Origin of the sequence: Microbacterium sp. BLY, from assembly GCF_017939615.1 — a bacterium.
In the GTDB taxonomy this organism is placed as follows: Bacteria; Actinomycetota; Actinomycetes; order Actinomycetales; family Microbacteriaceae; genus Microbacterium.
The window spans coordinates 841,412-863,873 of sequence record NZ_JAGKSR010000001.1; the positions used below are offsets into that span (position 1 = coordinate 841,412).

A 22,462-nucleotide genomic window follows, 5' to 3' on the forward strand; every position below is an offset into this window, starting at 1 on the left:
ACCGGGCCCTCGTCTGTCGGGATCAGCCCGCGGTGATGACGTTCGCGTCCCACGCGAGCCAGCTGCTGCCGCCCGCGGTCGCCTGCACGGTCACCGAGTTGTTGAGATTGCCCAGGGTCGAGCCGATCGTGGCGGTCACGGGGATCGTGACGGTCTGCCCGGCCGGGACGACGACCGTGCCCGTCGCACCCGCGGCGGTCGCCGTGAGGCCGCCCGCGTCGACGACCGTGGCGCGGTCGGTCTGCAGGAAGGCCTGCTTCACCGCGACCGTCTCGGCCTGCGCGCCGTCGTTGCGGACGACGATCGAGAACGTGTACGCGGAGCCCGACGGCACCGTGACGGTGCCGTCGACGATGCGTGCCGACACCTGGTGCGTGACGGTGGTAGAGGTCGTCTCGGCGGCCTGCGCGGCCGGCGCGAGCGCGACGACAGCGGTGGCGGCGAGGCCGACGGCAGCAACGGACAGGAACTTCTTCTTCATCGTGTCAACCACTTTCTCCGGATGGTCCGGACGGCCACGGTACGTCCGGTCGGCGGGGCCCGTCCGTGATCCGGCTCACACGGGAGCGAGATCGTTCGCGCGTCACGCGACGAGGCCGGTGCTGCGGTGCTCGGCCGCCGGCGCGAGGTCACGGGCGTGGGCGGTCAGCCGGCGCCGATCGAGCACGATGACGCTGCCCCGGCGGCGGACGATGAGGCCTGCGGCGGCGAACTGCGCGAGGATGCGGCTCACGCTCTCCCGGGTCGCCCCGAGCAGATCCGCGAGCTGCGCCTGCGTCAGACGGACGAGCACTCGGTCGCCCTGCCGCCGCTCGCCGGCGTCGATGAGTGCGGCCGCGATCCGCGCGGCGAGAGGACGGAAGGAGATGTCGGCCAGCCGCGTCTCCAGGCCCTCGATCCGCTGGCTCAGGAGCGTGACGATCCGGAGGGCGATCCGCCCGTCCGCCAGCAGCAGTCGGCGGACGTGGGCCGTGTCGAGGAGGCAGAGTTCGGTCGCCTCCAGCGTGTCGGCACCGTTGCCCCCCATGTGCTGACCGAAGAGCGACATGTCGCCGAAGATCGATCCGGGGCCGAGGATCGCGATGGTCAGTTCACGCCCCTGCTCCGATCGCCGGAAGATGCGCACCCGGCCGCGGCGGACGACGAACAGCGCCTGCGTCGTCCGTCCCTGGTCGATCACCGTCTCGCGCGCGAGGTACGTGCGGGTCAGGAGCTGCCGATGGAGGTCAGCGAGCTCTGTTGCCGACAGGTCCGCGAAGAGGTCCACATCCCGGAGGCAGTCGAATCCGCAATCGCCCATCGTCTCTCCCTCTCGGTGCCGGCACGTGCGCCGGCACCACCGGAGAGACGCGGTGAAGCCCGGAACATGACGCGAAAAGCAGTATTTCGCACCGGAGGCGCAGACCCGTGGTCGTAGGATCGCGGCATGGTCGACGACGACGACACCCCCGGTCCCTCCCCTCGTGACGCCTCCCGTCGCGGATTCCTGAAAGCCGGCGGAGCCGCCCTCGCCGGCGCGGTCATCGGGGGCGCGGGCGGGGCGGCGATCGGGGCGACGGTGGCCGGGGGCGGCACCAGGAGCGGCTTCGCGGACGAGCCCGATCCGTTCGCCGCACTGACGCCGCGCAGCGAACCGGGCTTCGACCATGTCGTGGTGGTCATGGGTGAGAACCGGTCCTTCGACAACCTGCTCGGGTACCTCTACACGGCCGAGACCCTGCCGTCGGGCGAGAAGTTCGAAGGGTTGGCGTTCGGGTCGCACAGCAACACGGCGGCCGACGGGACGGTCGTCGAGGCCCACGTGTATCGCGGCGACACCGACCGCATCATGAGCCTGCCCGACCCCGACCCGGGCGAGGAGTACCCGCACGTCAACACCCAGATCTTCGGCACCGTCGATCCGAAGTCGAACGCCGACCTCTTCGTCGACGAGATGAGCGCCCCGTTCAACGCGCCCGCCCACGGGGAGGAGGCCACGATGTCCGGTTTCCTCGACGACTACCTCATCAACTTCCGGCGTCTGCGCGGCGGGAAGGAACCGAGCCTGGATGAGGCCCGCCACATCATGGGCTCGTTCTCGCCGGAGATGCTCCCCGTGCTGTCGACCCTCGCCGCGGAGTTCGCGGTCTTCGACCATTGGTATGCCGCGGTGCCCTCGCAGACCTTCTGCAATCGCTCGTTCTTCCACGCCTCCACGTCACACGGCTTCGTGACGAATCAGGGCGGCGGCGGATACCGCAAGTGGCTCGACGCGCCCGCCGCCCCCACGGTGTTCAACCGCCTGGAGGACAAGAAGGTCAGCTGGCGCATCTACATCGACCGGCTCCAACTCGTCTCCTTCACCGGGATGCTGCATGCGGCGGTGCTGGAGAAGCACTGGCGCACGGATCACTTCGGCACCATGGAGGACTTCTACGCCGACGCGAAGAACGGCACCCTGCCCGCGTACGCCTTCATCGAGCCCCGCATGGTCTACGACCACAACGACTTCCACCCGCCGTTCGGGAAGCCGCGGGACAGCATGATGGCCGGCCGGCCGGTGTACGACAGCGCCATCTCCGATGTGCGCGCGGGCGATCGGCTCATCCACGACATCTACGAGGCTGTGCGCACGAGCGCGACACCGGGCGGATCGAACGCCGTCAACACCCTCCTCCTCATCACATTCGACGAGCACGGCGGCTGCTATGACCATGTGCCCCCGCCGGCGGTCACCACACCAACGCCCGACACGGGCGCCGGGGAGATGGGCTTCACCTTCGATCGTCTCGGCTGCCGCGTGCCGGCGATCGCAGTGTCGGCGTACACGCGTCGGGGCACGATCATCCACGACGAGATGCACCACGGCTCGGTCACCGCGACGCTCTCGCGCCTGCACGGGCTGCAACCGCTGAACGACCGGGACCAGTCCGCCAACACACTCATGAACGTGGTCAATCTCGACAAGCCGCGGCACCCGGCGGACTGGCCGGTGACGACGCCCGCGTACACACCGCCGAACCCGGAGGACGGCGCCCCGCAGCCGAACGAGGACGACCACCTCAAACCGCTCACGCCGCCGGCTCGCGGCCTGCTCGGACTGCTCCTCGCGCGCTACGGCGCGCCGGGAGAGCCGGAGCCGGAGACGTTCGCGGACGCGTACCGTCTCCTCCACGAGCACGGTGAGGAGCTGTTCGGGCCTCCCCGCTGAGGTCTCGCCTAGCCCTCGCGGGAGAACGTGACGTGGGTGACGCCGGACTCCGCCACCTCGGAGGTCACGCGATAGCCGGTCTCGAGGCCGCGCAGGTCGTCCCACAAGCGGATCCCGCTGCCGGTGACGATCGGGGTGATGCCGACGTGCAGGTCGTCGACGAGGCCGGCGCGCAGGAACTCCCGGACCGTGCGGGCGCCCCCGCCCACCCGGACGTCGGCGTCTCCGGCCGCGGCCACGGCCTCCCGCAGCGCCTCCTCCGGGCTCGCGGAGAGGAAGCGGAAAATCGTCCCGTTCGCGAACTCGATCGGTGGGCGCGGCGTGTGGGTGAGGACGAACACCGGCACCTCGAACGGCGGCTCCTCGCCCCACCATCCGCGCCAGTCCGGGTCGTCGGGGTTGGCGTGCAGCCCGAACATCCCGGCACCCATGATCTCGGCGCCGATCCCCTGGAAGTACCGGGCCGCGTACTTCTCGTCGACGCCGGTGGTGCCGGCACCGCTGATGTCGTGGAAGACCCGCTCCCGGAACGTCCGGGTGGCCGTGTATGCGGCGGTGAGCCGCCCCCAGTCCTCACCGAAGGGATTCTCGGGGGTCTGGTCGGTCGTCGTGGCGAAGCCGTCGAGGGTGATGTTGAGGTCGACGCGCACGCGGGTCATGATGCCTCCGAAACGAGGGGGACGGGCGCCGGTCGGCGCACCGTCCCCAGGGTCGGGGGTGCCGGAGCCGCTGTCAAGAGCGGAGCGCGGACCCCGTCGCTCACTCGATCAGGCCACGGGGTCGCCCTGGACCGGGCCCTCCGTGTTCGGCTTCCACCCCAGTGCCGGGGCGACGTGCTCGGCGAACGCCTCGAGCACGTGGAGGTTGTACTCCGGGCCGAGCTGGTTCGGGATCGTCAGCATGAGGGTGTCGGCGGCCATGACCGCCTCGTCCTGCCGGAGCTGTTCGATGAGCACGTCGGGCTCGGCGGCGTAGGTCTTGCCGAACGTGGAGCGGAACCCGTCGATGATGCCGATCTGGTCGGCGTTCTCCTCGCTGCGCAGCCCGAAGTACGCACGATCCGTGTCGGAGACGAGCGGGAACACGCTGCGGCTGACCGAGACGCGCGGCGTGCCGGTGTGGCCGGCCTCACGGTAGGCCGAACGGAAGAGGTCGATCTGTTCGCGCTGCAGCTCGTGGAACGGCTGGCCGGTGGCCTCGGTCACCAGCGTCGAGCTCATCATGTTGAGGCCCTTGCGGCCGGTCTCCTCGGCCGTGGCACGGGAGCCGGACCCCCACCAGATGTGGTCGCGCAGTGTGGCCGACTGGGGCTCGATCGCGAGGTACTGCCCGGCACCGACCATCCGGGGGTCGCCGGGGGCCAGGCGCTCGCCATCGATGGCACGCAGGAAGATCTCGAACTTCTCCCGCGCGAGCACGCTGCCGCGCTCCGGGTCCTCCTCGTCGCGGAAGCCGAACGTCTCGTAGCCGCGCAGCGCCGTCTCGGGTGACCCCCGGCTCACGCCGAGGGCGATGCGGCCGTCGGCGATGAGGTCGAGCGCGGCCGCCTCCTCCGCGAACTGGAAGGGGTTCTCGTAGCGCATGTCGATGACACCGGTGCCGACCTCGATGCGCTCCGTGCGGGCCGCCATCGCGGCCAGCAGCGGCATCGGCGACGCGGCCTGGCGCGCCCAGTGGTGCACGCGGACGTACGCGCCGTTGACCCCGAGCTCATCGGCGCCCTCGGCGATCTCGATGGTCTGCTTCAGCATGTCGCCGGCGGTGCGCGTGGCCGAGCCCGGCACGTCGGCGTAGTGCCCGAACGAGAGGAATCCGAAAGCCTTCATGGTGTATTCGAACGCATGGAAGCCGGGACTATTCCCCCGGGAGGAGGAAGCCGTCGAGCACGAGTCCCCGGATGCGCGGCTCGAGCTCCGCCCACAGCTGCGCGAACGGCACCTCGAAGAGGTCGGCGAGGGCGGGCGCGATCTGCAGCACCTGCAGCTCGCCGTCACAGGCTCCGACGAAGCCGGCCAGCGCCGGGTCCACCGCCACGGTCCGTGCGAAGCCGCCTCCCTGCCGCAGCTCGATCACGCTCGGGTCGTCGTTGCCGGGCAGCAGGTGCCGCGCCTCGGTCACGTCCGCGGCGACGACGAGCGTCTCGGGCAGCCCGGCGGCGAGCGCGTCGTGCGCGGTGAGGCCGAGCGCGAGCGCCGCGCCCACCCCAGACACCGGCTGCGAGATCCGCTCCGATCGGCGCAGCGGCCCTCCCTGCCCGCGGCGCAGGAGCACGTACCCGAAGCCGATCGCGGTCACCCCTCGGTCGTCGAAGTCGTCGAGCCACGCCCGCAGCAGGGGAGTGAAGGCGGGGTCGCGCGGCGTGGTGCCGCCGTCGCGGATCCACAGCTCCGCGTAGCCGAGAGGCGTCAGCTCCTCGCGCTCCACCACCCACAGATCGAGGTCGGCCGGCACCCACGCGTCGAGGCGGGCGAGGCCGGCGACCCCCTTCCGCGACTCCCAGTTGCCGAGCAGCTGGGCGATGCCGCCGGGAGTCAGATGCGCGGGGGCCGCGCGCACGAACTGCTCGACCAGCGCGTCGCCGACCAGACCGCCGTCGCGGTACTCGTACGCCGGCACGCCCTGCGAGCGCGGCGTGATCACGAACGGCGGGTTCGAGACGATGAGGTCGAAGGCCTCGCCGGCGACGGGTTCGAACATGCTGCCATGACGGAAGTCGATGGTGGTGACCCCGTTGAGCTGCGCGTTCAGCTCTGCGTAGGCGAGGGCCCGGTGCGAGATGTCCGTGGCGACCACCGCGCGCGCACGGCGCGCGACCAGAAGCGCCTGGATGCCGCATCCCGTGCCGAGGTCGAGCGCACGATCCACCTCGAACGGCACGATCGTCTCCGCGAGCGTACGGGAGGCACCGCCGACACCCAGGACGTGGTCGGCGGGCAGCGGGCCGTCGAGGGCGACCTCGTCGAGGTCGCTGGCGATCCACCATTCGCCCACGCCGTCCTCGTCGACGAACGACTGCGGGCGCAGCAGCGCCACCGGGGTCACCGTGTCCGCGTCGACGACCGCCAGGCCCAGCGCCGCCAGCCCGTCGGCGCCGAGGGTCGGCAGCGCACGCTCCACCGCCGCGCGGGGCTGCGGCAGGCCGAGTACGAGAAGCCGCCCGAGGGTGGCCAGAGGCCCCTCGTCTCCGGCGATCGCCCGCAGGATGGGCTCGCGGAGGCCGCGGGCCAGCGCATCGTCCGCCTCCTCGCCCCAGAGGCGCCGCAGCGGCTCGGAACGGAGGTCGGCGGCGTCGAGATCCGCGGCGAGCGCGGCACTGCGGAGGGGGTCGGGACGGGGGGTGGGGGTGTCGGACACGGCCGTCACTCTACGCGTCTTCAGGGTTCTCCTCTGTCCGGCCTCCTAGAATCACAGGGTCAGTACTCACGATCCGCCTCCTCCCCGGCGTTCGAGGAAGACCTTCATGACCGCGACCACTCCCGACACGGGCCTCCGCGCGCGCGTGCGCCGGCTCGCGGCTTTCGTGGTCGCCGCGGGCGTCTGCGCCCTGGGGGTTCCCGGCTCGGCGCTGGCGGCCGATCAGCCGGCGGCCGATGACGACAAGCGGGTGGAACTGCACGTGTCGGCGGGTCTGCGCGGCACGGTCGCTCCGGGTACGTCCACGTCGGCGGTCGTCACGATCGACAACGAGACGGATTCCGAGCTCTCCGCCGGGCGCGTCGAGATCGAGCTGGGGAGCACGCCGCTCGCCGACGACGACGCGGTGACCGCGTGGCTGGACGACGGGCAGGCCTCCGGAGCCTTCCTCCCCCTCGGCGACGAGGCCACGAAGGCGGCGGAGGCGGGCGGGTCCGCGACCACCACCGTGTTCGTGCCGGAGGAGACGCTGGGAACCCTCACGCCGGGGGTGTACCCGCTGCGGGCCGCTCTAAGCGACGCTCGCACGGACGACGGGGACGGACAGCGCGGCACCACGTGGGACACCACCGCCACGAGCGTGCTCGTCGTCACGTCCACGCCGACGAGCACGATCGGCGTCCTCGTCCCCATCACGGCGACCCCCGCCGGCGGCGCCCTCCTGAGTGCGGAGGAGCTCACCGAGCTCACCGCGCCGGATGGGCACCTCACCGCGCAGCTCGACGGCGTCGCCGGCACGACGGCCGTGCTCGCGATCGATCCCGCCATCCTGGCGTCCATCCGCGCGCTGGGCAACGCCGCCCCCTCGTCCGCGACCGACTGGATCGCCCGGCTCGACGAGCTCCCGAACACGCGTTTCGCCCTGCAGTTCGGCGATGCCGACCTCACGGTGCAGGCCCAGGCCGGTCTTCCGGAGGCGCTGGCGCCCCTGCCGCTCACATCGCTGCTCGACCCGGCGGCCTTCCCGCAGCAGCGGGCGGTCACCCCCACGAGCACGCCGGGACCGACCGAGAGCCCCTCTCCCCTGCCGACCGAGGGTCCCGCGCTTCCGACCGATGAGGAGCTGGGAGAGATCGAGGGGGCGATCCCGGGGATCGTGTGGCCCGAGAGCGACCTCACCCAGACCGACCTGGCCGCGTTCTCGCGGTACCTGGGTCGGAATGCCACGACCGTGGTGTCGTCCGAGACGGTCGGCGGGCAGAGCGCGGCGCATGCGACCGCCGGTGGACAGGATCTCCTCGTCACCGACGCGGCGACCTCCTCGGCGCTCTCCGCCGCTGCCGCCGAGTCCGCATCGGCGCCCCGCCAGGGACTCCTCGCCGAAGCGGCGGCGCGCCTGTTCCTCGCCGGTAAGCGAGCGCCGGGCATGCCCCTGCTCATCGGTCTGGAGCGCGACGAGAACCGTTCCGCCGAAGCCCTTCGGGATGCCGTCTCCGCGGCGGACTCGATCGGGTTCGAACTCTCCAGCGTGCGGGCGACGACCGCCGTCCCGGTCACAGTGCCGGAGACCGCGGCCGCGCCGCGCGCCGCCGACCTGTCGAACCTCCTCGCCGACGAGGGCTCCCTCACCGCGTTCGCCACCATCCTCGACGACCCCCTCGTGCTGCTGAGCCCGGAGCGCCTGCGCATCCTGCGCACGATCGCGGTCGGCTCATCCGCGGAGGCGTTCGCCGAGAAGGTCGCGGCCCACCGCGCCCGCACCGTGGAGACCCTCGACGCGGTGAACATCCCCGCCTCCAGCACCATCCAGCTCCTCACGGCCAACGCCGATCTCCCGATCGCCGTGCGCAACGACCTCCCGTGGCCGGTGACGGTGCGCCTGTACGCCTCACCCAGCGATCCGCGGCTCGAGGTGACGCCGGTGATCGACGTGGAGGTGCAGGCCAACTCGACCACCCGCGCGAAGGTGCCGGTATCCGCTCGTGTCGGCAGTGGCGAGCTCGATCTGCGCCTCAGCCTGACCAGCCCCACCGGCGTGCCCATCCAGTCCGAGCAGACCATCCGTGTCGCCGTGCGGGCGGAATGGGAGACCATCGGCCTCGTCGTCTTCGGCGGCCTCGCCGTGCTGCTCATCGCCCTCGGCGTGGTGCGCACGGTGCGCCGGAAGCGTCGGGAGGCCATCGAGGAGCAGGCCGTGGAGGCCGCCGTCGAGGAACTGATCGAGGAGAAGGAAGCGGAAGCCGCGGTGCAGGAAAGCCCCGACGGCCCGGATGCCCCTCCCACGAAGGAGTCGCGTGAGTAGTCTCGGGCGCGCCAGCGCCATCATCGGCGCCGGCACCATGGTGTCCCGCGTGACCGGGCTGCTGCGCAGCATCATCCTCGTGGCGGTGATCGGCTCGTTCGGATCGGGTCCGGCCGACGCCTTCGCCGCGGCGAACACCCTGCCGAACAGCGTCTTCTCCCTCATCTCCGTCGGCATTCTCACCGCGGTGATCGTGCCGCAGATCGTCAAGGCCACCGCCGACGCCGACGGCGGCAACGCCTTCATCTCGAAGCTGTTCACGCTCGGCACCGTCGTGCTGGTCGCCGTCACTGCGGTCGCCACGATCGCCGCTCCCTGGCTCGTGGAGATCGTGGCCGGCGGGTTCTCGCCCAGCACCGAGGCCCTCGCGACCGCACTCGCCTACTGGTGCCTCCCGCAGATCCTCTTCTACGGTCTCTACGCGCTGCTGGGCGAGGCGCTGAACGCGCGGCGCATCTTCGGGCCGTTCACCTGGGCCCCCGTCGTCAACAACATCGTCTCCATCATCGGATTCCTGATCCTGGGATGGGCGTTCTCGCCGGTCTCCCGCGATTCCGCCGACTGGACGCCGGAGATGATCGCCACTCTCGGCGGCACGGCGACCCTCGGCATCGCCGTGCAGGCGCTCATCCTGCTGCTGTTCTGGCGGCGGACCGGCCTCTCCCTGCGCCCGGACTTCCAGTGGCGGGGCGTCGGGCTCGGCAACGTGGGCAAGCTCGCCGGATGGACGTTCCTGATGGCATTCGCCTCCCTGGCTGCGGGCGTGCTCCAGGGCAACATCGTCAGCAACGCGTCCGGGACCGGGGCGTCCCTCGCCGTGACCACGAACGCGTGGCTCATCTTCATGCTGCCGTATTCCGTCATCGTCCTGTCGATCGGAACCCCGTACTTCACGCAGATCAGCGAACACGCCGCCGCAGGTCGCGATGACGAGGTCCGGGGGGACATCTCGCGCAGCATCCGCACGCTGCTGTTCTTCATCGTCGCCGCCGTCGCCGCGGTGGCCGCCGCGGCGATCCCCGCCTCCCGCGTGTTCACCGAGAGCCCCTCGGATGCCGAGGGCGCCGCCATCGTCCTCCTCTGCTATCTGATCAGCCTCATCCCGCTCACGATCCTGTTCATCGTCCAGCGCACCTTCTACGCCTACAACGACACGCGCACCCCCTTCTGGTTCACGATCTTCCAGTGCACGTTGATCGTCGTGACCGCGCTGGGCGCGGCCGCGCTCCTGTTCGCAGAGGTCATCGCCCTGACCCAGCTGGCTGCCGCCGTGGCTCTCGGCCAGTCCATCGCCAGCACGTTGCAGACGATCGTGGCGACCTGGCTGCTGCATCGCAAGATCGGCGGACTGGGCGTCCTCTCGTGGATGCGTGCCCTCGCGCTCTTCGCGATCGCCGCGATCCCGGCCGGTGTCGCCGGCTGGGGCACCTTCCTCCTCCTCGGCGGGACGACGGGATGGGCGACATCCGGCGTCATTCCCGGCACCCTGGCGACCGCCGTCATCGGCCTCGTCGTCGTGCTCGTCTACGTCGCGATCCTCGCTGTCTTCCGCGCCCCGGAGCTGAAGGCCGGCGGACGGCTCGTGCGCCGCTTCCTCCCCGGCCGCTGACGCGGGAATGCCCCGCGGTTACCATGGGTTGAAGCAGTCGGACGTCTTTCGACGGCACCGCTTTTCTAACGGAGATCACATGCGTCAGGTCATCATCATCGGCTCCGGCCCCGCCGGATTCACGGCTGCCATCTACGCCGCGCGCGCGAACCTCGAGCCGCTGCTCATCGCCAGCTCCGTCGAGGTCGGCGGCGAGCTCATGAACACGACCGAGGTCGAGAACTACCCCGGCTTCCCGGAGGGCATCCAGGGCCCCGAGCTCATGGCCAAGTTCCAGGAGCAGGCCGAGAAGTTCGGCACCGAGGTCCTGTACGACGACGTGACCGAGCTCGACGTCGCCGGCCCCGTCAAGAAGGTCACCCTCGGATCGGGCGCGACCCACGAGGCCAGGACCATCATCTACGCCACCGGTTCCGCCTACCGCAAGCTCGGCATCGAGGGCGAGGAGCGCCTCTCCGGCTTCGGCGTCTCCTGGTGCGCCACCTGCGACGGCTTCTTCTTCCGTCAGAAGACCATCGCGGTGGTCGGCGGCGGCGACTCGGCGATGGAGGAGGCCACCTTCCTCACGCGCTTCGCCGACAAGGTGTACGTGATCCACCGCAAGGACACCCTGCGGGCCTCCAAGATCATGCAGGAGCGCGCCTTCGCGAACGAGAAGATCGAGTTCGTGTGGAACAGCGAGGTCGTCGAGATCCTGGGCGACAACGCCGTCTCCGGCGTGCAGCTGCGTTCCACGGAGGACGGGTCGCTGCGCGACCTCCCCCTCGACGGCCTGTTCATCGCCATCGGCAACGACCCGCGGACGCACCTCGTCCACGAGAAGCTCGAGCTCACCCCCGAGGGCACCATCTGGGTCGACGGCCGCTCCTCGCGCACGTCGGTCCCCGGTGTCTTCGCCGCCGGCGACGTGATCGACCCGACCTACCGCCAGGCCATCACCGCGGCGGGGACGGGCACGATCGCCGCCCTCGACGCCGAGCACTTCCTCGCCGACCTCGAAGACCCGTCGGTCGAGGTCCCCGCGGCCGAGGCCGCCGAGGTCATCACGGCCTGATCGGGCCGGGAACACTTTCCCCTCGCCCGTTGTTGCAACAGGCGAACCTCGAACAAGGAGAACTCTGATGAGTGCAAAGGCAACGAGCCAGGCGACCTGGGAGCAGGACGTGCTGCAGGCCGACGGTCCCGTGCTGGTGGACTTCTGGGCCGAGTGGTGCGGTCCGTGTCGTATGGTCGCGCCGGTGCTGGACGAGATCCAGTCCGACAACCCCGACAAGATCACCATCCTCAAGCTCAACGTGGACGAGAACCCGGAGCTGGCCATGAAGTACCAGATCACGTCGATCCCGGCGATGAAGGTCTTCCAGGGCGGAGAGGTGAAGACGACGATCATCGGCGCGAAGCCGAAGTTCGCCCTCGAGCAGGATCTCGCCGCTTTCCTCGGCTGATCCCCCACGACGACGAAGGGCCGCACCTCCGGGTGCGGCCCTTTTCGCATGCTCAGCGCATGAAGGGGCCCGCGCGGCGCTTGTCGTCCACGTCCACCGGCTCGAGACCGCGCGCTTCCCGTGCCTTGTCGACGATCTCCTGGATGACAGCGGTCTTCGCTGCGTTGTACGAGATCTGCCGCTCCGACGCAGCCCGCGCCGCCTCGCGCTTGACGCGTTCGTAGCGTTCCGCGTCATCCGGGTGCGTGCGCAGCCAGTCGCGCAGCAGCCGCTGCGGCACGAGATCCCAGTCCCCTGCAGTGAAGAAGTGCGCAATGGCGAGGCGCTCCCCGGCCGGGGCCATGATCATCACCGGATGCGTGCGGACACCGCTGCCGGCGCGCCACCCGACCGCCTCCAGCTCGGAACGGGAGGCTTCATACTCTCCTGGTGTGTTCATGCGCACCGCGAGGTCGATGATCGGTTTCGTGCTCATCCCGGGGATCGCCGTCGAACCGATGTGCTCGACGACCCAGCCGTCGGCGCCGGCAGCGCGGATCGACGCCGCGAACTCCTCGAATCGCTGCGGCCACGACGGATCGGAGGGCACGAGGAGCATGGGGGTCAGGAGGCGTCGGCGATCCGGGGGTCCCAGCGCCGGTAGCGCTGCTTCTCGTCCAGGAGACCCCAGACCGCAGGAGTGAGCTCCGGGTAGTCGAGCGCGATCTGTCGCAGCACGCGGTAGTGTCGCGCGGCGTTGGGACGCACGCCGTCGTTCGCCGCGATGTTGTCGGCCCGGAGCAGATAGACCACGAGCTCGTCCACGCTGGGCAGCTCCTCCATGAACTCCCAGGGGTCCTCCCCACCGAGCAGACGTTCCTGCACGAGGACGGCGAGTTCGTCCGACGCCTCAGCGCGCAGCACTTCCAGGCTGGCACGGCGGGGGACGGACTCGGTCATCCCTCCAGCCTACGCGCGTGCGCGGCGGGGTCGGCGCTCGACCTTCGCATCCTCCTTCATGTCCTCGAGTTCGCGGCCCTTGGTCTCGGGGACCTTGAAGAACACGAAGAAGAACGACAGCAGCGCGAAGAACGCATAGAAGCCGTACGCGAAGGTGAGGCCGATCTCGGCGAACGCGGGGAAGGTCGTCGAGATGAAGAAGTTGGCCACCCACTGCGCGGCAGCCGCGACGGCGAGGGCACCCGCGCGGATCGAGTTCGGGAAGATCTCCCCGAGGAGCACCCACACGAGCGGGCCCCAGCTGGCTCCGAAGAAGACGACGAAGCCGTTCGCGCAGATCAGGGCCACGGTCGCCCACGGGTCCGGGAGAGTCGCCGTTCCCGAGGCGTCCAGCGTGCCGAACGAGAACGCGAGGGCCATGAGCCCGAGCGTCACGGTCATGCCGACGGAGCCGACGAGGAGCATGATGCGGCGGCCGACCCGATCGACGAGCAGGATCGCGACGATGGTGACAACGATGTTCGTCACGGACGTGATCACCGAGGTGAGCAGGGCGCTGGACTCATCGAAGCCGACCGACTGCCACAGCGTCGTGGAGTAGTAGAAGATGACGTTGATGCCGACGAACTGCTGGAAGACGGACAGCAGGATGCCGACCCACACGATCGGCTTGAGCCCCAGACGGTTCCCCCGCAGGTCGCGCAGCGATTCGGAGCGCTCCGTGTCGATCGTCCCGGTGATCTCCTTGATCTTCGCGTCCGTGTCGATCGTTCCCGTGACGGTCTGCAGCACCTCCGCGGCCCGCTTCACCTCACCCTTGCGCACGAGGTAGCGCGGGGATTCCGGGAGCCGCAGCGACATGAGCCCGTAGACGAGGGCGGGGATCGCCGCGACCATGAACATCCACCGCCAGGCGGTCAGTCCCCACAGCGGCTGATCGGCCTCCCCCGCGATCCCTGCGAGGAGGGCGTCGGAGAGCAGGGCCGCGAAGATGCCGAGCACGATGGCGAGCTGTTGCAGCGAGCCGAGGCGGCCGCGGATGGCTGCCGGCGACACCTCGGCGATGTACGCGGGTGCGATGACGGAGGCCGCTCCGACACCGAGACCGCCGATGACACGCCAGATGATCAGGTCGACGACGCTGAAGGCGAGGCCGGAGCCGATCGCCGACACGAAGAACATCGCCGCGGCGACCACCATGACCGGGATGCGTCCGAACCTGTTGGACACAGGCCCCGCGAACCAGGCGCCGACGGCGCAGCCGATCAGGGCCGACGATACGGCGAAGCCCTTGAGGCCGGTGCCGAGATCGAAGCCGGAGACGTCTCCGGCCAGAGCGTCCACCGCGCCGTTGATCACCGCGGTGTCGAATCCGAAGAGGAATCCGCCCAAAGCCGCCGCGATACTGACGGCGATCACCCGACGCTTGATACTCGCTGGATCAGCTGGTTTGGACATGACATCCCCTCGCCTCGTCAAGGAGAAGAGTCTATGTCACCCGCGGGTGACGAGGGGGTCACCGCGCGGAGCCGTAGCCTTCCTGCCCGAGCTCCTCCAGGATGCGGTTCAGGTCCTGAATCGAGGCGAAATCGATCGTGACCTGGCCTTTCCGCGTGCCGAGCGAGATCTTGACGCGGGTGTTCAGGCGGTCACCGAGGGTGCTCGCGACCTCATCCAGGTAGGCACGACGCGCGCCCGGCGTCGGCTTGGGCGCCTTGCCGGCGGCGGGCTGCGCCTTCGCGGCCTCCTCCGTCGCCCGGACGGAGAGGTCCTCGTTGACGACCTTGTCCGCCAGGCGCTGCATGGCCTCGGGTGAGTCGAGGCTGAGGATCGCCCGGGCGTGACCGGCGGTCAGCACTCCGGCGGCTACTCGCTGCTGCACCGGAACCGGGAGCTTGAGAAGCCGGATGGTGTTACTGATCTGCGGGCGGGAGCGGCCGATGCGCGTGGCCAGCTCCTCCTGCGTGATGCCGAAGTCGTCCAGCAGCTGCTGGTACGCGGAGGCCTCTTCCAGCGGGTTGAGCTCTGACCGGTGGAGGTTCTCCAGCAGCGCGTCGCGCAGCAGGTCTTCATCGGCGGTGTCGCGGACGATCGCGGGGATGGACGCGAGGCCGGCCTCGCGGGCGGCCCGAGTGCGCCGCTCCCCCATGATGAGCTCGTACTCACCGTCGCCGTTCTTCCGCACGACGACCGGCTGGAGCACACCGAACTCGCGCACGCTGTGCACCAGTTCGGCGAGGTCCTCCGGATTGAAGTGTGTGCGCGGCTGCCGCGGGTTCGGCACGATCGCCTGAGGGTCGACCTGGATCAGATGGATGCCCGGCACCGCCTCGAGATCGGCGTCGCCGGCCACGGTGCTCTCCGCTGCTGCGGCATCGGCCGTCGCAGCGATCTTCGCGCCGGGGAAGAACACGTCCACGGGGCGTTCGGACTGGTCGGCCGTCGGGATGAGGGCTCCGATGCCCCGGCCGAGTCCCGTGCGCTTCGCCATTATTTCTCCTTGCTCTGCGTCTGTCGTGACGCGATCTCGACGGCGGCCTCGCGGTACGCGATCGCTCCGGCGGACTGACCGTCGTAGGCGATGACCGTCTGGCCGAAACTGGGGGCTTCCGACACGCGTACGGACCGGGGAATCACTGTGGCCAGCACCTGGGACGGGAAGTGGGATCGCACTTCCTCGGCGACCTGCTGCGCCAGGCGCGTGCGTCCATCGAACATCGTGAGGAGGATGGTCGAGAGGTGAAGGCCGGGGTTGAGGTGCTTCTGGATCATCTGGATGCTGCCGAGCAGCTGGCTCAGGCCTTCCAGTGCGTAATACTCGCACTGGATCGGGATGAAGACCTCGTTCGCCGCGGTGAAAGCGTTGATCGTGAGGAGGCCGAGCGACGGTGGGCAGTCGATGATGACGAAATCGACGGGGTTCTCCGCGAGGTAGTCCTCCAGCGCTCGGCGCAGTCGATGCTCGCGCGCCACCTGGGCCACGAGCTCGATCTCGGCGCCGGCGAGGTGGATGGTGCTCGGAGCGCAGAAGAGGTTCGGGCTCTCCGGACTGGGCTGGACGATGTCAGCGAGCGGGAACTCGTCGATGAGCACGTCGTAGACGCTCGGAGTATCCGCGTTATGGGGCACCCCGAGCGCGGTGGAGGCGTTGCCCTGAGGGTCCAGGTCGATGACGAGCACCTTCGCCCCCAGCCCGGCGAGAGCGGAGGCGATGTTCACGGCACTCGTGGTCTTCCCGACGCCGCCCTTCTGGTTCGACACCGTCAGGATGCGAGTCTCGCCGGTGAACTCCACCGTGACCGCGTCGAGCGCGCGCCGCCGAACGGAGAGATCCGCGAGTTCTCGCGCGAGGGGGGTATCCATCCCGAACGAATCGTTCGATGATGCCTTCTCGGACTGTTTCACGTGAAACATCCACTCCTTTCGGGGCCGCGTTCCACTCTAATCGCAGGGACCGACCTCCGATCGCCGTCGGGCCGCTTCTGTGGGATGCGCACATGCTGCCGGTGCGGAGTTCCCGCCCTCGACCAGTGTCGTTTCACGTGAAACGGAGACTGCGCAGACGCGGTGCGTCTCGTCGCTACGACGGATCGTTGCTCGTCGCGCCCACGCCCGCATGAAGCCATCCGATCGCGCCGCGGCCCACCGCCGGCCGGCGACACGCACCACTCCCTTGCCCGCGCTTCGCTTCGTCCTTGTGACCAAACCCCGACGGTGTCCATACACCTGCAGCAGGGCCCACAAGCGACGGGCGGGGTCAAGCCGTCGTGGGATGCGCGGTCACAGCGAGAGGCAGCGACGTCGCCAGCCTCGAGCAGCAATCACAGTCAGCTCTACGTTCACAGACCGTCCGCCCGTTCTCATCTGCTCGCTGCGCTCATGGGGACAGCCGATGTCGTCCACCGCCTGTGCACCACGGCTTTCGTCTGCCCGGTTGCAGCGGCCTGCTCATCAGCCGGTGCCACACGGGACCACCACATACCACCGTCGGGCCAGGCATCCCGCTGGTGAACTCTCCGGAACGGCGGCACGGCGACGTTCGTGCTGCACCCATCTGCCATCGAGGGCATCCGCACGCCGCCCTCTCCATGGGCCGCGGATGTCCTGAGCCGTCAGCGCGGAGCGCGAGGTGAGTCTTCGCTTGCCGATCGGATCAGCGGCCGATGGTGGGACTCATCCCGCGGACAGAGCCGTCTCGATCAGCGGGCGGAGTCTTCCGTAGTCCGGATGCCGGCCCGTTTCGTAGGGCTCCCAGCGATCGAGCTGAGACAACACCCATTCCCAGTGTGCCCGGCGGAGCGTGATGGGCAGGGTCCAGTCCGCAGGGGGCCAGCCGTAAGAGTCTCTCTCACCGTTGTAGGCCGCAGCCGTACGCCAACCGGCATCTCGGACGCATGCCCCCGTTGCCACCGTCTCGATCACGCCGTCGACGACGTCGATCGACGTCGAATTGTCGACGCATCCATCGATGAGCTGCCACCACCGCACCGGGAAACCGATCGTCAGATACTGCATGAGGCAATCCTGGCATCCTGGTGCTCCCCTCCGCCGGACTCCGAGGCTCGATGTTTCACGTGAAACAGAACCGGAGCGCGCGCGAAGAGATCGCGTTGAGGGGGGTGTGGGAGAGCTTGCCTTGCGCTGCCCTGCCCAGTCCGGCTGCTCGGGGCGCATTCCCCCAGACGAACGCCTCACATTGCTTCACGTGGAACACGCGCCTCGACAAACGCCGCTCTACGCATTGTCCGCTGTCACTCCGCGCCGGCACCAGCCACCGCAAGACGGTATCGGCTCCGTTTCACGTGAAACATGTGCAGAGCAGCTGGCCTATTCGCAGCTTGCAATGCGGAACGGGAGCCACAGGCGATCGACCACGCCGGGAGGACGCTGACTCGCTGATCCCCGCGGCCCTGGCCCCCAGGTCTCGCTCACCATGCCCGCGAGTTGTGTGGGATCTCGAGGCATGGACCGCTCAGTGGGAGCGAGGAATCACACGCCTGGATGACCAGCGCCCATTCCCCCGGAGTGTGCGGCACCTCCGCGAGAGCATGCCCCAGTCGACGGGAGATCACAGGAGGTAGCCCCCACCCCCACTCCAGGGGGCTGGCCGTTCGACGCTGCTCTGGACGGCGTCGCACGACGACCGGACACCACGAAACCGGGGGTACAACGGGGCCCGGAAGCAGACGAGTCGGCGTCACACCCTCGGGACACACGCCCCAACATGCACGGCACGAACCCCCTCGCCACGGACCGACCCCGTCCGGACACGCACCCCGGAGCGCCGCCAATACGCGAGCGCGTGGGGGCACGCCTCCGGCCCCCTACCCCTGGACGCACCCCGCACATCTGGTCACAGACACCGCGCCAGACCCGCGCAGCACGACGCAGGGCGCACGCAGGATGAAAGACCGCCCACTATGGACCACACACAAGGGACCGAGTGCGACGCACCACGCAGCACCCATCAAGCGGGACGCACCAAGCGAGGCCCACCAAGCGGGACGCACCAAACGAGACGCACCAAACACAACAAACGAAGCAGAGCTCACCAAGCAGGACCGACCAAACAAGACCGACCGAACAGGACCGAACGCGCGGCGCTGAGAATGGGAACCGGACTCCGGCTCCCCCGAAGCCCCGGTACTCGGCACCGTGAGCGCCCGGGCCGGCGAGCCAGCACTCAGCGAGCCTCACCCACCCTCCCCGGACGTCGACCGTCCCGCACCACACCACGCCACGCCACGCCACCACACACACCGCACGACACCACACCACACCACACCACACACACCGCACAAAGCGGACCCCGGCGCGCGACCACCTTGCCTCACAACGCCACCGCGTCGGCCCCAAGACGCCGCTCGGACTCCAATGTGCGACTGAGGCCCCGCACGAGAACACCGACCTCTCCGGGCATCCGCTCATCGCGCTTACGGCACGAAGGCCCATCGCGAAAGATGAAGAACGTGCCTGACGCTGCCCCATGCGCACAGTTCTGATCCCGGATGAGGGCGCCGGGAGCTGCACCGCGTCCCGCGCCCGTCCACCCCTTTCGCTCCATCCCACGGGCACATTGACGACCTGAGGAACCCGAACCGATCGCCGCTGGCGACTAAGACTCCCCTGCCCCGCGTGACGACCATCCCGCAGCATCGGGTTCAGGGGCCACACGGGACGACGAATGCAGCGAGGGGACCCCTCCCTCTCCCCTATCGCTCCGACGCGCGTGTCCAGTGCGCGCGAATGGGTGGAGGTGCGGGGAATCCCACAACCCACCGCAAGTGAGTGAGTCCACCGACTGCATCTGCCGGGCCGTCGTGCTCTCGCACCGCCAGCCCAGTCATCCACGCGGTGCCGCTCCATTTCGGCGGTGTTTCACGTGAAACATCGCCGCATAAGCGGCGGCCGAACAGACCGTTTCAAGTGAAACGGTCGTGTGGCTACCGGACGCGAGCTCGGACGACGCGGGTCGTCTCGGGGAGCACGCCCTCGCCGAGGACCTGCACACGGACGTCAGACAAGCGGAACTTCGCGATCTGCTTCCGCGCCGCCTCGATCTCGTTCTCCGCGTTCATTCCCTTGAGGAGAGTGAGCTCCCCTCCATCGCGGACGAGCGGTGCGGTCAGAGGAATCAGCGTGCGCAATGCGCTGACAGCCCGTGCGGTGACGACATCGAACGCTTCACGCGCCCGCACATCTTCCGCACGCGCCCGGACGATCGTGACGTTCGACAGCTCGAGATCCGACACCTGTTCCGTCAACCAGGTGATGCGTCGCTCCATCGGCTCGATCAGCGTCCAGGACACATCCGGGCGTGCGATCGCGAGCACGAGGCCGGGGAGCCCGGCACCGGAGCCGATATCCGCCACCGACCCGTGGAAGAGCGGCGCCGCGATCACGCTGTTCAGAATGTGCCGGGTCCACAGGCGGGGCAGTTCGAGCGGACCGATCAGTCCGCGCTCCTCCCCTTGGCGCGCGAGAGAGTCCGTGAAACGACGGGCGACGTCGATACGATCGCCGAAGAGTTCAGCCGCAACCGCGGGCTCTGGCTCGACCGTCTTGTCCACGGATTCGCTGGGCTCGAACACCGGCACTCGCCTGCGGGTCAGTGACGACGCAGGACCGTGTGACGGTCCGCGCCCTCGCCATACGACTCGGAGACCAGGCCACGCTCAGCCGCGATATCATGCACCAGCTTGCGCTCGTAGCTCGACATGGCGGGAAGCGACGCCTGCGACGATCCCTCATCCAGCTTGGCCGCCGCGGCCTCCACGAGCGTGACGAGCTGCTGACGACGCGTGTCGCGGGAGCCTCCGATGTCGAGGATCAGACGCGAGAACGAACCGGTCTTGTTCTGGACCGCGAGACGGGTGAGCTCCTGCAGAGCCTGCACCGTGTCCGGCGCGGAGAGCAGTGCCAGCCCATCCCCCTCGGCCTCCACCGAGACATATGCGCGTCCCTGACGGACATCGAGGTTGAGGTCGCCGTCGATGTCGGCGATGTCTAGCAGCTCCTCGAGGTAGTCCGCGGCGACATCGCCCTCGTTCTCGAGCTGCGCCACCGTGGGCTCCGTGTTGCCGGTCACGACCTCACTCATGACGCGTTCCCCTTCTTCTTCGCACGCTTCTTGCCGACCGGCTGCTGCCGCTTGGGCGCCTCCGCCTTCGCCTTCTCCGCCTGCTCCAGCAGACGCTGCTGCTCGGCCTCGTACACCGACATCGGCACGACCTTGCCGGACGAATCGATCGCCTTGCCCTTGCGCGCGAGTCGCTCCTCGCGGGCCTTCGCCGCCTCGGAACCGGGGGTCGGCATCTCGCGGATCACGAGGAACTGCTGGCCCATGGTCCAGAGGTTCGAGATGAACCAGTAGACGACGACACCGAGCGGGAAGAAGATACCCGAGAAGATGAAGCCCAGCGGCAGCACGTAAAGCATGATCTTCTGCATCTGGTACGCCTGGCCGGTCTTGGCCTCGGGCGACAGGTTCTTCGAGATGATCTGCAGCTGGGTGAAGAACTGCGACGCGATCATCAGCACGACGAGCGTCACCAGGATGATGATCGCCGTGACGTTCTGGGCCTCGATCGCGTTACCCAGGTTCTCGTGCAGCGAGGCGACGCCGAACAGCTTCGCGTCGTAGAACTCCTGCGTCAGCTCGGGGCTGAGCAGGCCCACACCACCGACACCCTGCGTGGCGTGTTTGCTGACGTCGCTGAGCACGCTGTACAGCGAGAAGAAGATCGGCATCTGGACGAGCAGCGGCAGACAGCTCGACATCGGCGTCGTGCCGTGCTTCTTGTACAGCGCCATCGTCTCGCGGCTCATCGCCTCGCGAGACAGCTGGTCCTTCTTGCCGCGGTACTTCTCCTGAACTTTTCGCAGTTCAGGAGCAATTTCCATCATCTTCCGCTGGCTCTTGATCTGCTTGACGAACAGCGGGATGAGCGCTGCACGCACCACGACAACGAGGCCGACGATCGAGAGGACCCAGGTAACGCCGGACGCGGCGGGAAGACCCACGGCGGTGAGCAGCCAGTGCCACGCGACGAGGATCAGCTCGACGACCCACTTCAGCGGCCACAGGATCGTTCCGAGCAGATCGAATCCGCCGGATGCCGGTTCCGGGCTGGGGGTGGCACTGGCGAACAGAAGGTCAAGACCCACCGATCAGTCCTTTCGGGAGGGGACGACGAAACCGTGAGCGGTCAGGTCGTAGCGGAAGTGTCGATGCGGTGTGACGTCGTCGACGCCTCCGCGAGACCAGGGATTGCAGCGGAGGATGCGCCACGCCGAGAGCAGAGCCCCCCGCACGGCGCCGTGCTGCTGCACCGCACCTACAGCGTAGGCGGAACACGAGGGGTAGTACGCACACACGTCCCCGTACATCGGCGAGATCACCTTGCGGTATCCCGCCAGAAAGGCGAGGACGGCATTGCGCGGGAGAAGCGGGATGCTCCGGACGACATCGCGTCCGTGCAGCTCCCCCGTGCCCACGGACGACGCCGGCAGCGCGGTCATGATGCGACCTCGGTCGGCGTGAGCCGTCCCAGGCAGCGGTGCACGTCGCTGCGGAGCTCCGCGTAGGACGCGGTGGCGGACGCAGGAAGGGCACGGATGACGACATCCGTGCCCTGAGGGACACCCGGGAGCGCTTCCGCACAGACGGCTTTGAGTCGCCGACGGACGGTGTTGCGCACCACAGCGGTGCCCACCTGCTTGCTGATGATGAAACCGAACCTCGCGGCTCTGTCCTCACCGGTCGACAGCATAGAGGTGAGGACGCGCGCCCCGCCACAACGTGATCCGCGTCGAACGACCAGTCGGTAGTCGCTCCCGCGGGTCAGTCGGAACGGGCGGGCGAGCACAGCTGCTTACGCGGAAAGCTCGGTGCGGCCCTTCGCGCGGCGTGCCGAGAGGATGGCACGGCCGGCGCGGGTGCGCATGCGGGCGCGGAAGCCGTGCTTCTTGGCGCGACGACGGTTGTTGGGCTGGAAGGTGCGCTTGCTCATGAGATCACTCCGGGAATGCTGTCACCGGATTCACTTCGACCGGAGACATGGGGAACTGCCGTACAGGCATAAGTCAACCGACTAAGGGTACGTCTTGGCGGCGCACAGGGC

The 22,462-nt window shown here is 68.9% G+C and carries 22 protein-coding genes; 5 read left to right on the forward strand and 17 right to left on the reverse strand.

Annotation, left to right across the window (positions count from 1 at the left end; genetic code table 11):
• Positions 1–22: 22 nt before the first annotated feature.
• Both KAF39_RS04335 and KAF39_RS04340 read right to left on the reverse strand, forming a co-directional pair.
• Entirely contained in the window at positions 23–481 is a 459-nt protein-coding gene (locus KAF39_RS04335) for a hypothetical protein (protein ID WP_210676115.1), read from the reverse strand.
• A gap of 102 nt (positions 482–583) precedes the next feature.
• The gene (locus KAF39_RS04340) at positions 584–1,300 is read right to left on the reverse strand and encodes a Crp/Fnr family transcriptional regulator (protein WP_210676116.1); all 717 of its coding nucleotides are present in this window, start codon (positions 1,298–1,300) and stop codon (positions 584–586) included.
• A gap of 126 nt (positions 1,301–1,426) precedes the next feature.
• Here KAF39_RS04340 and KAF39_RS04345 point away from each other — a divergent pair, with 126 nt between their 5' ends.
• Positions 1,427–3,190, forward strand: a complete 1,764-nt coding sequence (locus KAF39_RS04345) for an alkaline phosphatase family protein (RefSeq protein WP_210676117.1) — start codon at positions 1,427–1,429, stop codon at positions 3,188–3,190.
• Between the two features lie 8 nt (positions 3,191–3,198).
• On the opposite strand, the gene KAF39_RS04350 is transcribed toward KAF39_RS04345, so the two are convergent.
• The 3 genes from KAF39_RS04350 to KAF39_RS04360 all read right to left on the reverse strand — a co-directional run bounded on the left by KAF39_RS04350 (position 3,199) and on the right by KAF39_RS04360 (position 6,553).
• Positions 3,199–3,849, reverse strand: a complete 651-nt coding sequence (locus tag KAF39_RS04350; protein ID WP_210676118.1) for a dihydrofolate reductase family protein — start codon at positions 3,847–3,849, stop codon at positions 3,199–3,201.
• A 108-nt stretch (positions 3,850–3,957) separates the two neighbouring features.
• Positions 3,958–5,016: an LLM class flavin-dependent oxidoreductase gene (locus tag KAF39_RS04355; RefSeq protein ID WP_210676119.1), complete on the reverse strand. Its 1,059-nt coding sequence runs from the start codon at positions 5,014–5,016 to the stop codon at positions 3,958–3,960.
• A gap of 28 nt (positions 5,017–5,044) precedes the next feature.
• Positions 5,045–6,553 carry a methyltransferase gene (locus tag KAF39_RS04360; RefSeq protein ID WP_210676120.1) on the reverse strand — a complete coding sequence of 503 codons (1,509 nt, stop codon included), beginning with the start codon at positions 6,551–6,553 and terminating at the stop codon, positions 5,045–5,047.
• 97 nt (positions 6,554–6,650) lie between these two features.
• On the opposite strand from KAF39_RS04360, the gene KAF39_RS04365 reads away from it, so the two are divergent.
• The 4 genes from KAF39_RS04365 (at position 6,651) to trxA (ending at position 11,900) form a co-directional block, all read left to right on the forward strand.
• Complete coding sequence (locus KAF39_RS04365; RefSeq protein WP_210676121.1) at positions 6,651–8,846, forward strand: DUF6049 family protein; 2,196 nt, start codon at positions 6,651–6,653, stop codon at positions 8,844–8,846.
• Positions 8,839–10,455, forward strand: a complete 1,617-nt coding sequence (gene murJ / locus KAF39_RS04370) for a murein biosynthesis integral membrane protein MurJ (protein WP_210676122.1) — start codon at positions 8,839–8,841, stop codon at positions 10,453–10,455. Before KAF39_RS04365 ends, murJ begins: the two co-directional genes overlap by 8 nt.
• A gap of 79 nt (positions 10,456–10,534) precedes the next feature.
• The gene (gene trxB, locus KAF39_RS04375; RefSeq protein WP_210676123.1) at positions 10,535–11,509 is read left to right on the forward strand and encodes a thioredoxin-disulfide reductase; all 975 of its coding nucleotides are present in this window, start codon (positions 10,535–10,537) and stop codon (positions 11,507–11,509) included.
• Between the two features lie 67 nt (positions 11,510–11,576).
• A complete protein-coding gene (gene trxA / locus KAF39_RS04380) occupies positions 11,577–11,900 on the forward strand; it encodes a thioredoxin (protein WP_025102859.1) in 324 nt (107 codons plus the stop codon).
• Positions 11,901–11,952: 52 nt separating this feature from the next.
• On the opposite strand, the gene KAF39_RS04385 is transcribed toward trxA, so the two are convergent.
• The 12 genes from KAF39_RS04385 to rpmH form a co-directional block, all read right to left on the reverse strand.
• Positions 11,953–12,498: a GrpB family protein gene (locus KAF39_RS04385; RefSeq protein ID WP_210676124.1), complete on the reverse strand. Its 546-nt coding sequence runs from the start codon at positions 12,496–12,498 to the stop codon at positions 11,953–11,955.
• A gap of 5 nt (positions 12,499–12,503) precedes the next feature.
• Complete coding sequence (locus tag KAF39_RS04390; RefSeq protein ID WP_210676125.1) at positions 12,504–12,839, reverse strand: tryptophan synthase subunit alpha; 336 nt, start codon at positions 12,837–12,839, stop codon at positions 12,504–12,506.
• A 9-nt stretch (positions 12,840–12,848) separates the two neighbouring features.
• Complete coding sequence (locus KAF39_RS04395; RefSeq protein WP_210676126.1) at positions 12,849–14,297, reverse strand: sugar porter family MFS transporter; 1,449 nt, start codon at positions 14,295–14,297, stop codon at positions 12,849–12,851.
• Between the two features lie 58 nt (positions 14,298–14,355).
• Positions 14,356–15,330, reverse strand: a complete 975-nt coding sequence (locus tag KAF39_RS04400) for a ParB/RepB/Spo0J family partition protein (protein WP_210676127.1) — start codon at positions 15,328–15,330, stop codon at positions 14,356–14,358.
• Positions 15,330–16,202, reverse strand: coding sequence for a ParA family protein (locus KAF39_RS04405; protein ID WP_282595483.1), 873 nt, complete (start codon positions 16,200–16,202; stop codon positions 15,330–15,332). The genes KAF39_RS04400 and KAF39_RS04405 overlap by 1 nt, the downstream gene beginning before the upstream one ends.
• A gap of 810 nt (positions 16,203–17,012) precedes the next feature.
• Positions 17,013–17,354 carry a hypothetical protein gene (locus KAF39_RS04410; protein WP_210676128.1) on the reverse strand — a complete coding sequence of 114 codons (342 nt, stop codon included), beginning with the start codon at positions 17,352–17,354 and terminating at the stop codon, positions 17,013–17,015.
• Between the two features lie 1,928 nt (positions 17,355–19,282).
• A complete protein-coding gene (gene rsmG / locus KAF39_RS04415; protein ID WP_307805066.1) occupies positions 19,283–19,930 on the reverse strand; it encodes a 16S rRNA (guanine(527)-N(7))-methyltransferase RsmG in 648 nt (215 codons plus the stop codon).
• A 17-nt stretch (positions 19,931–19,947) separates the two neighbouring features.
• Positions 19,948–20,439: a R3H domain-containing nucleic acid-binding protein gene (locus tag KAF39_RS04420; protein ID WP_210676129.1), complete on the reverse strand. Its 492-nt coding sequence runs from the start codon at positions 20,437–20,439 to the stop codon at positions 19,948–19,950.
• A complete protein-coding gene (yidC, locus tag KAF39_RS04425; protein ID WP_210676130.1) occupies positions 20,436–21,506 on the reverse strand; it encodes a membrane protein insertase YidC in 1,071 nt (356 codons plus the stop codon). Before yidC ends, KAF39_RS04420 begins: the two co-directional genes overlap by 4 nt.
• Before the next feature lie 3 nt (positions 21,507–21,509).
• Complete coding sequence (yidD, locus tag KAF39_RS04430) at positions 21,510–21,860, reverse strand: membrane protein insertion efficiency factor YidD (protein WP_210676131.1); 351 nt, start codon at positions 21,858–21,860, stop codon at positions 21,510–21,512.
• Positions 21,857–22,207, reverse strand: a complete 351-nt coding sequence (gene rnpA / locus KAF39_RS04435) for a ribonuclease P protein component (RefSeq protein WP_210676132.1) — start codon at positions 22,205–22,207, stop codon at positions 21,857–21,859. The genes yidD and rnpA overlap by 4 nt, the downstream gene beginning before the upstream one ends.
• Positions 22,208–22,213: 6 nt before the next feature.
• On the reverse strand, positions 22,214–22,351 hold the full coding sequence (gene rpmH / locus KAF39_RS04440; protein WP_022879826.1) for a 50S ribosomal protein L34: 138 nt from the start codon (positions 22,349–22,351) through the stop codon (positions 22,214–22,216).
• Positions 22,352–22,462 lie beyond the last annotated feature (111 nt).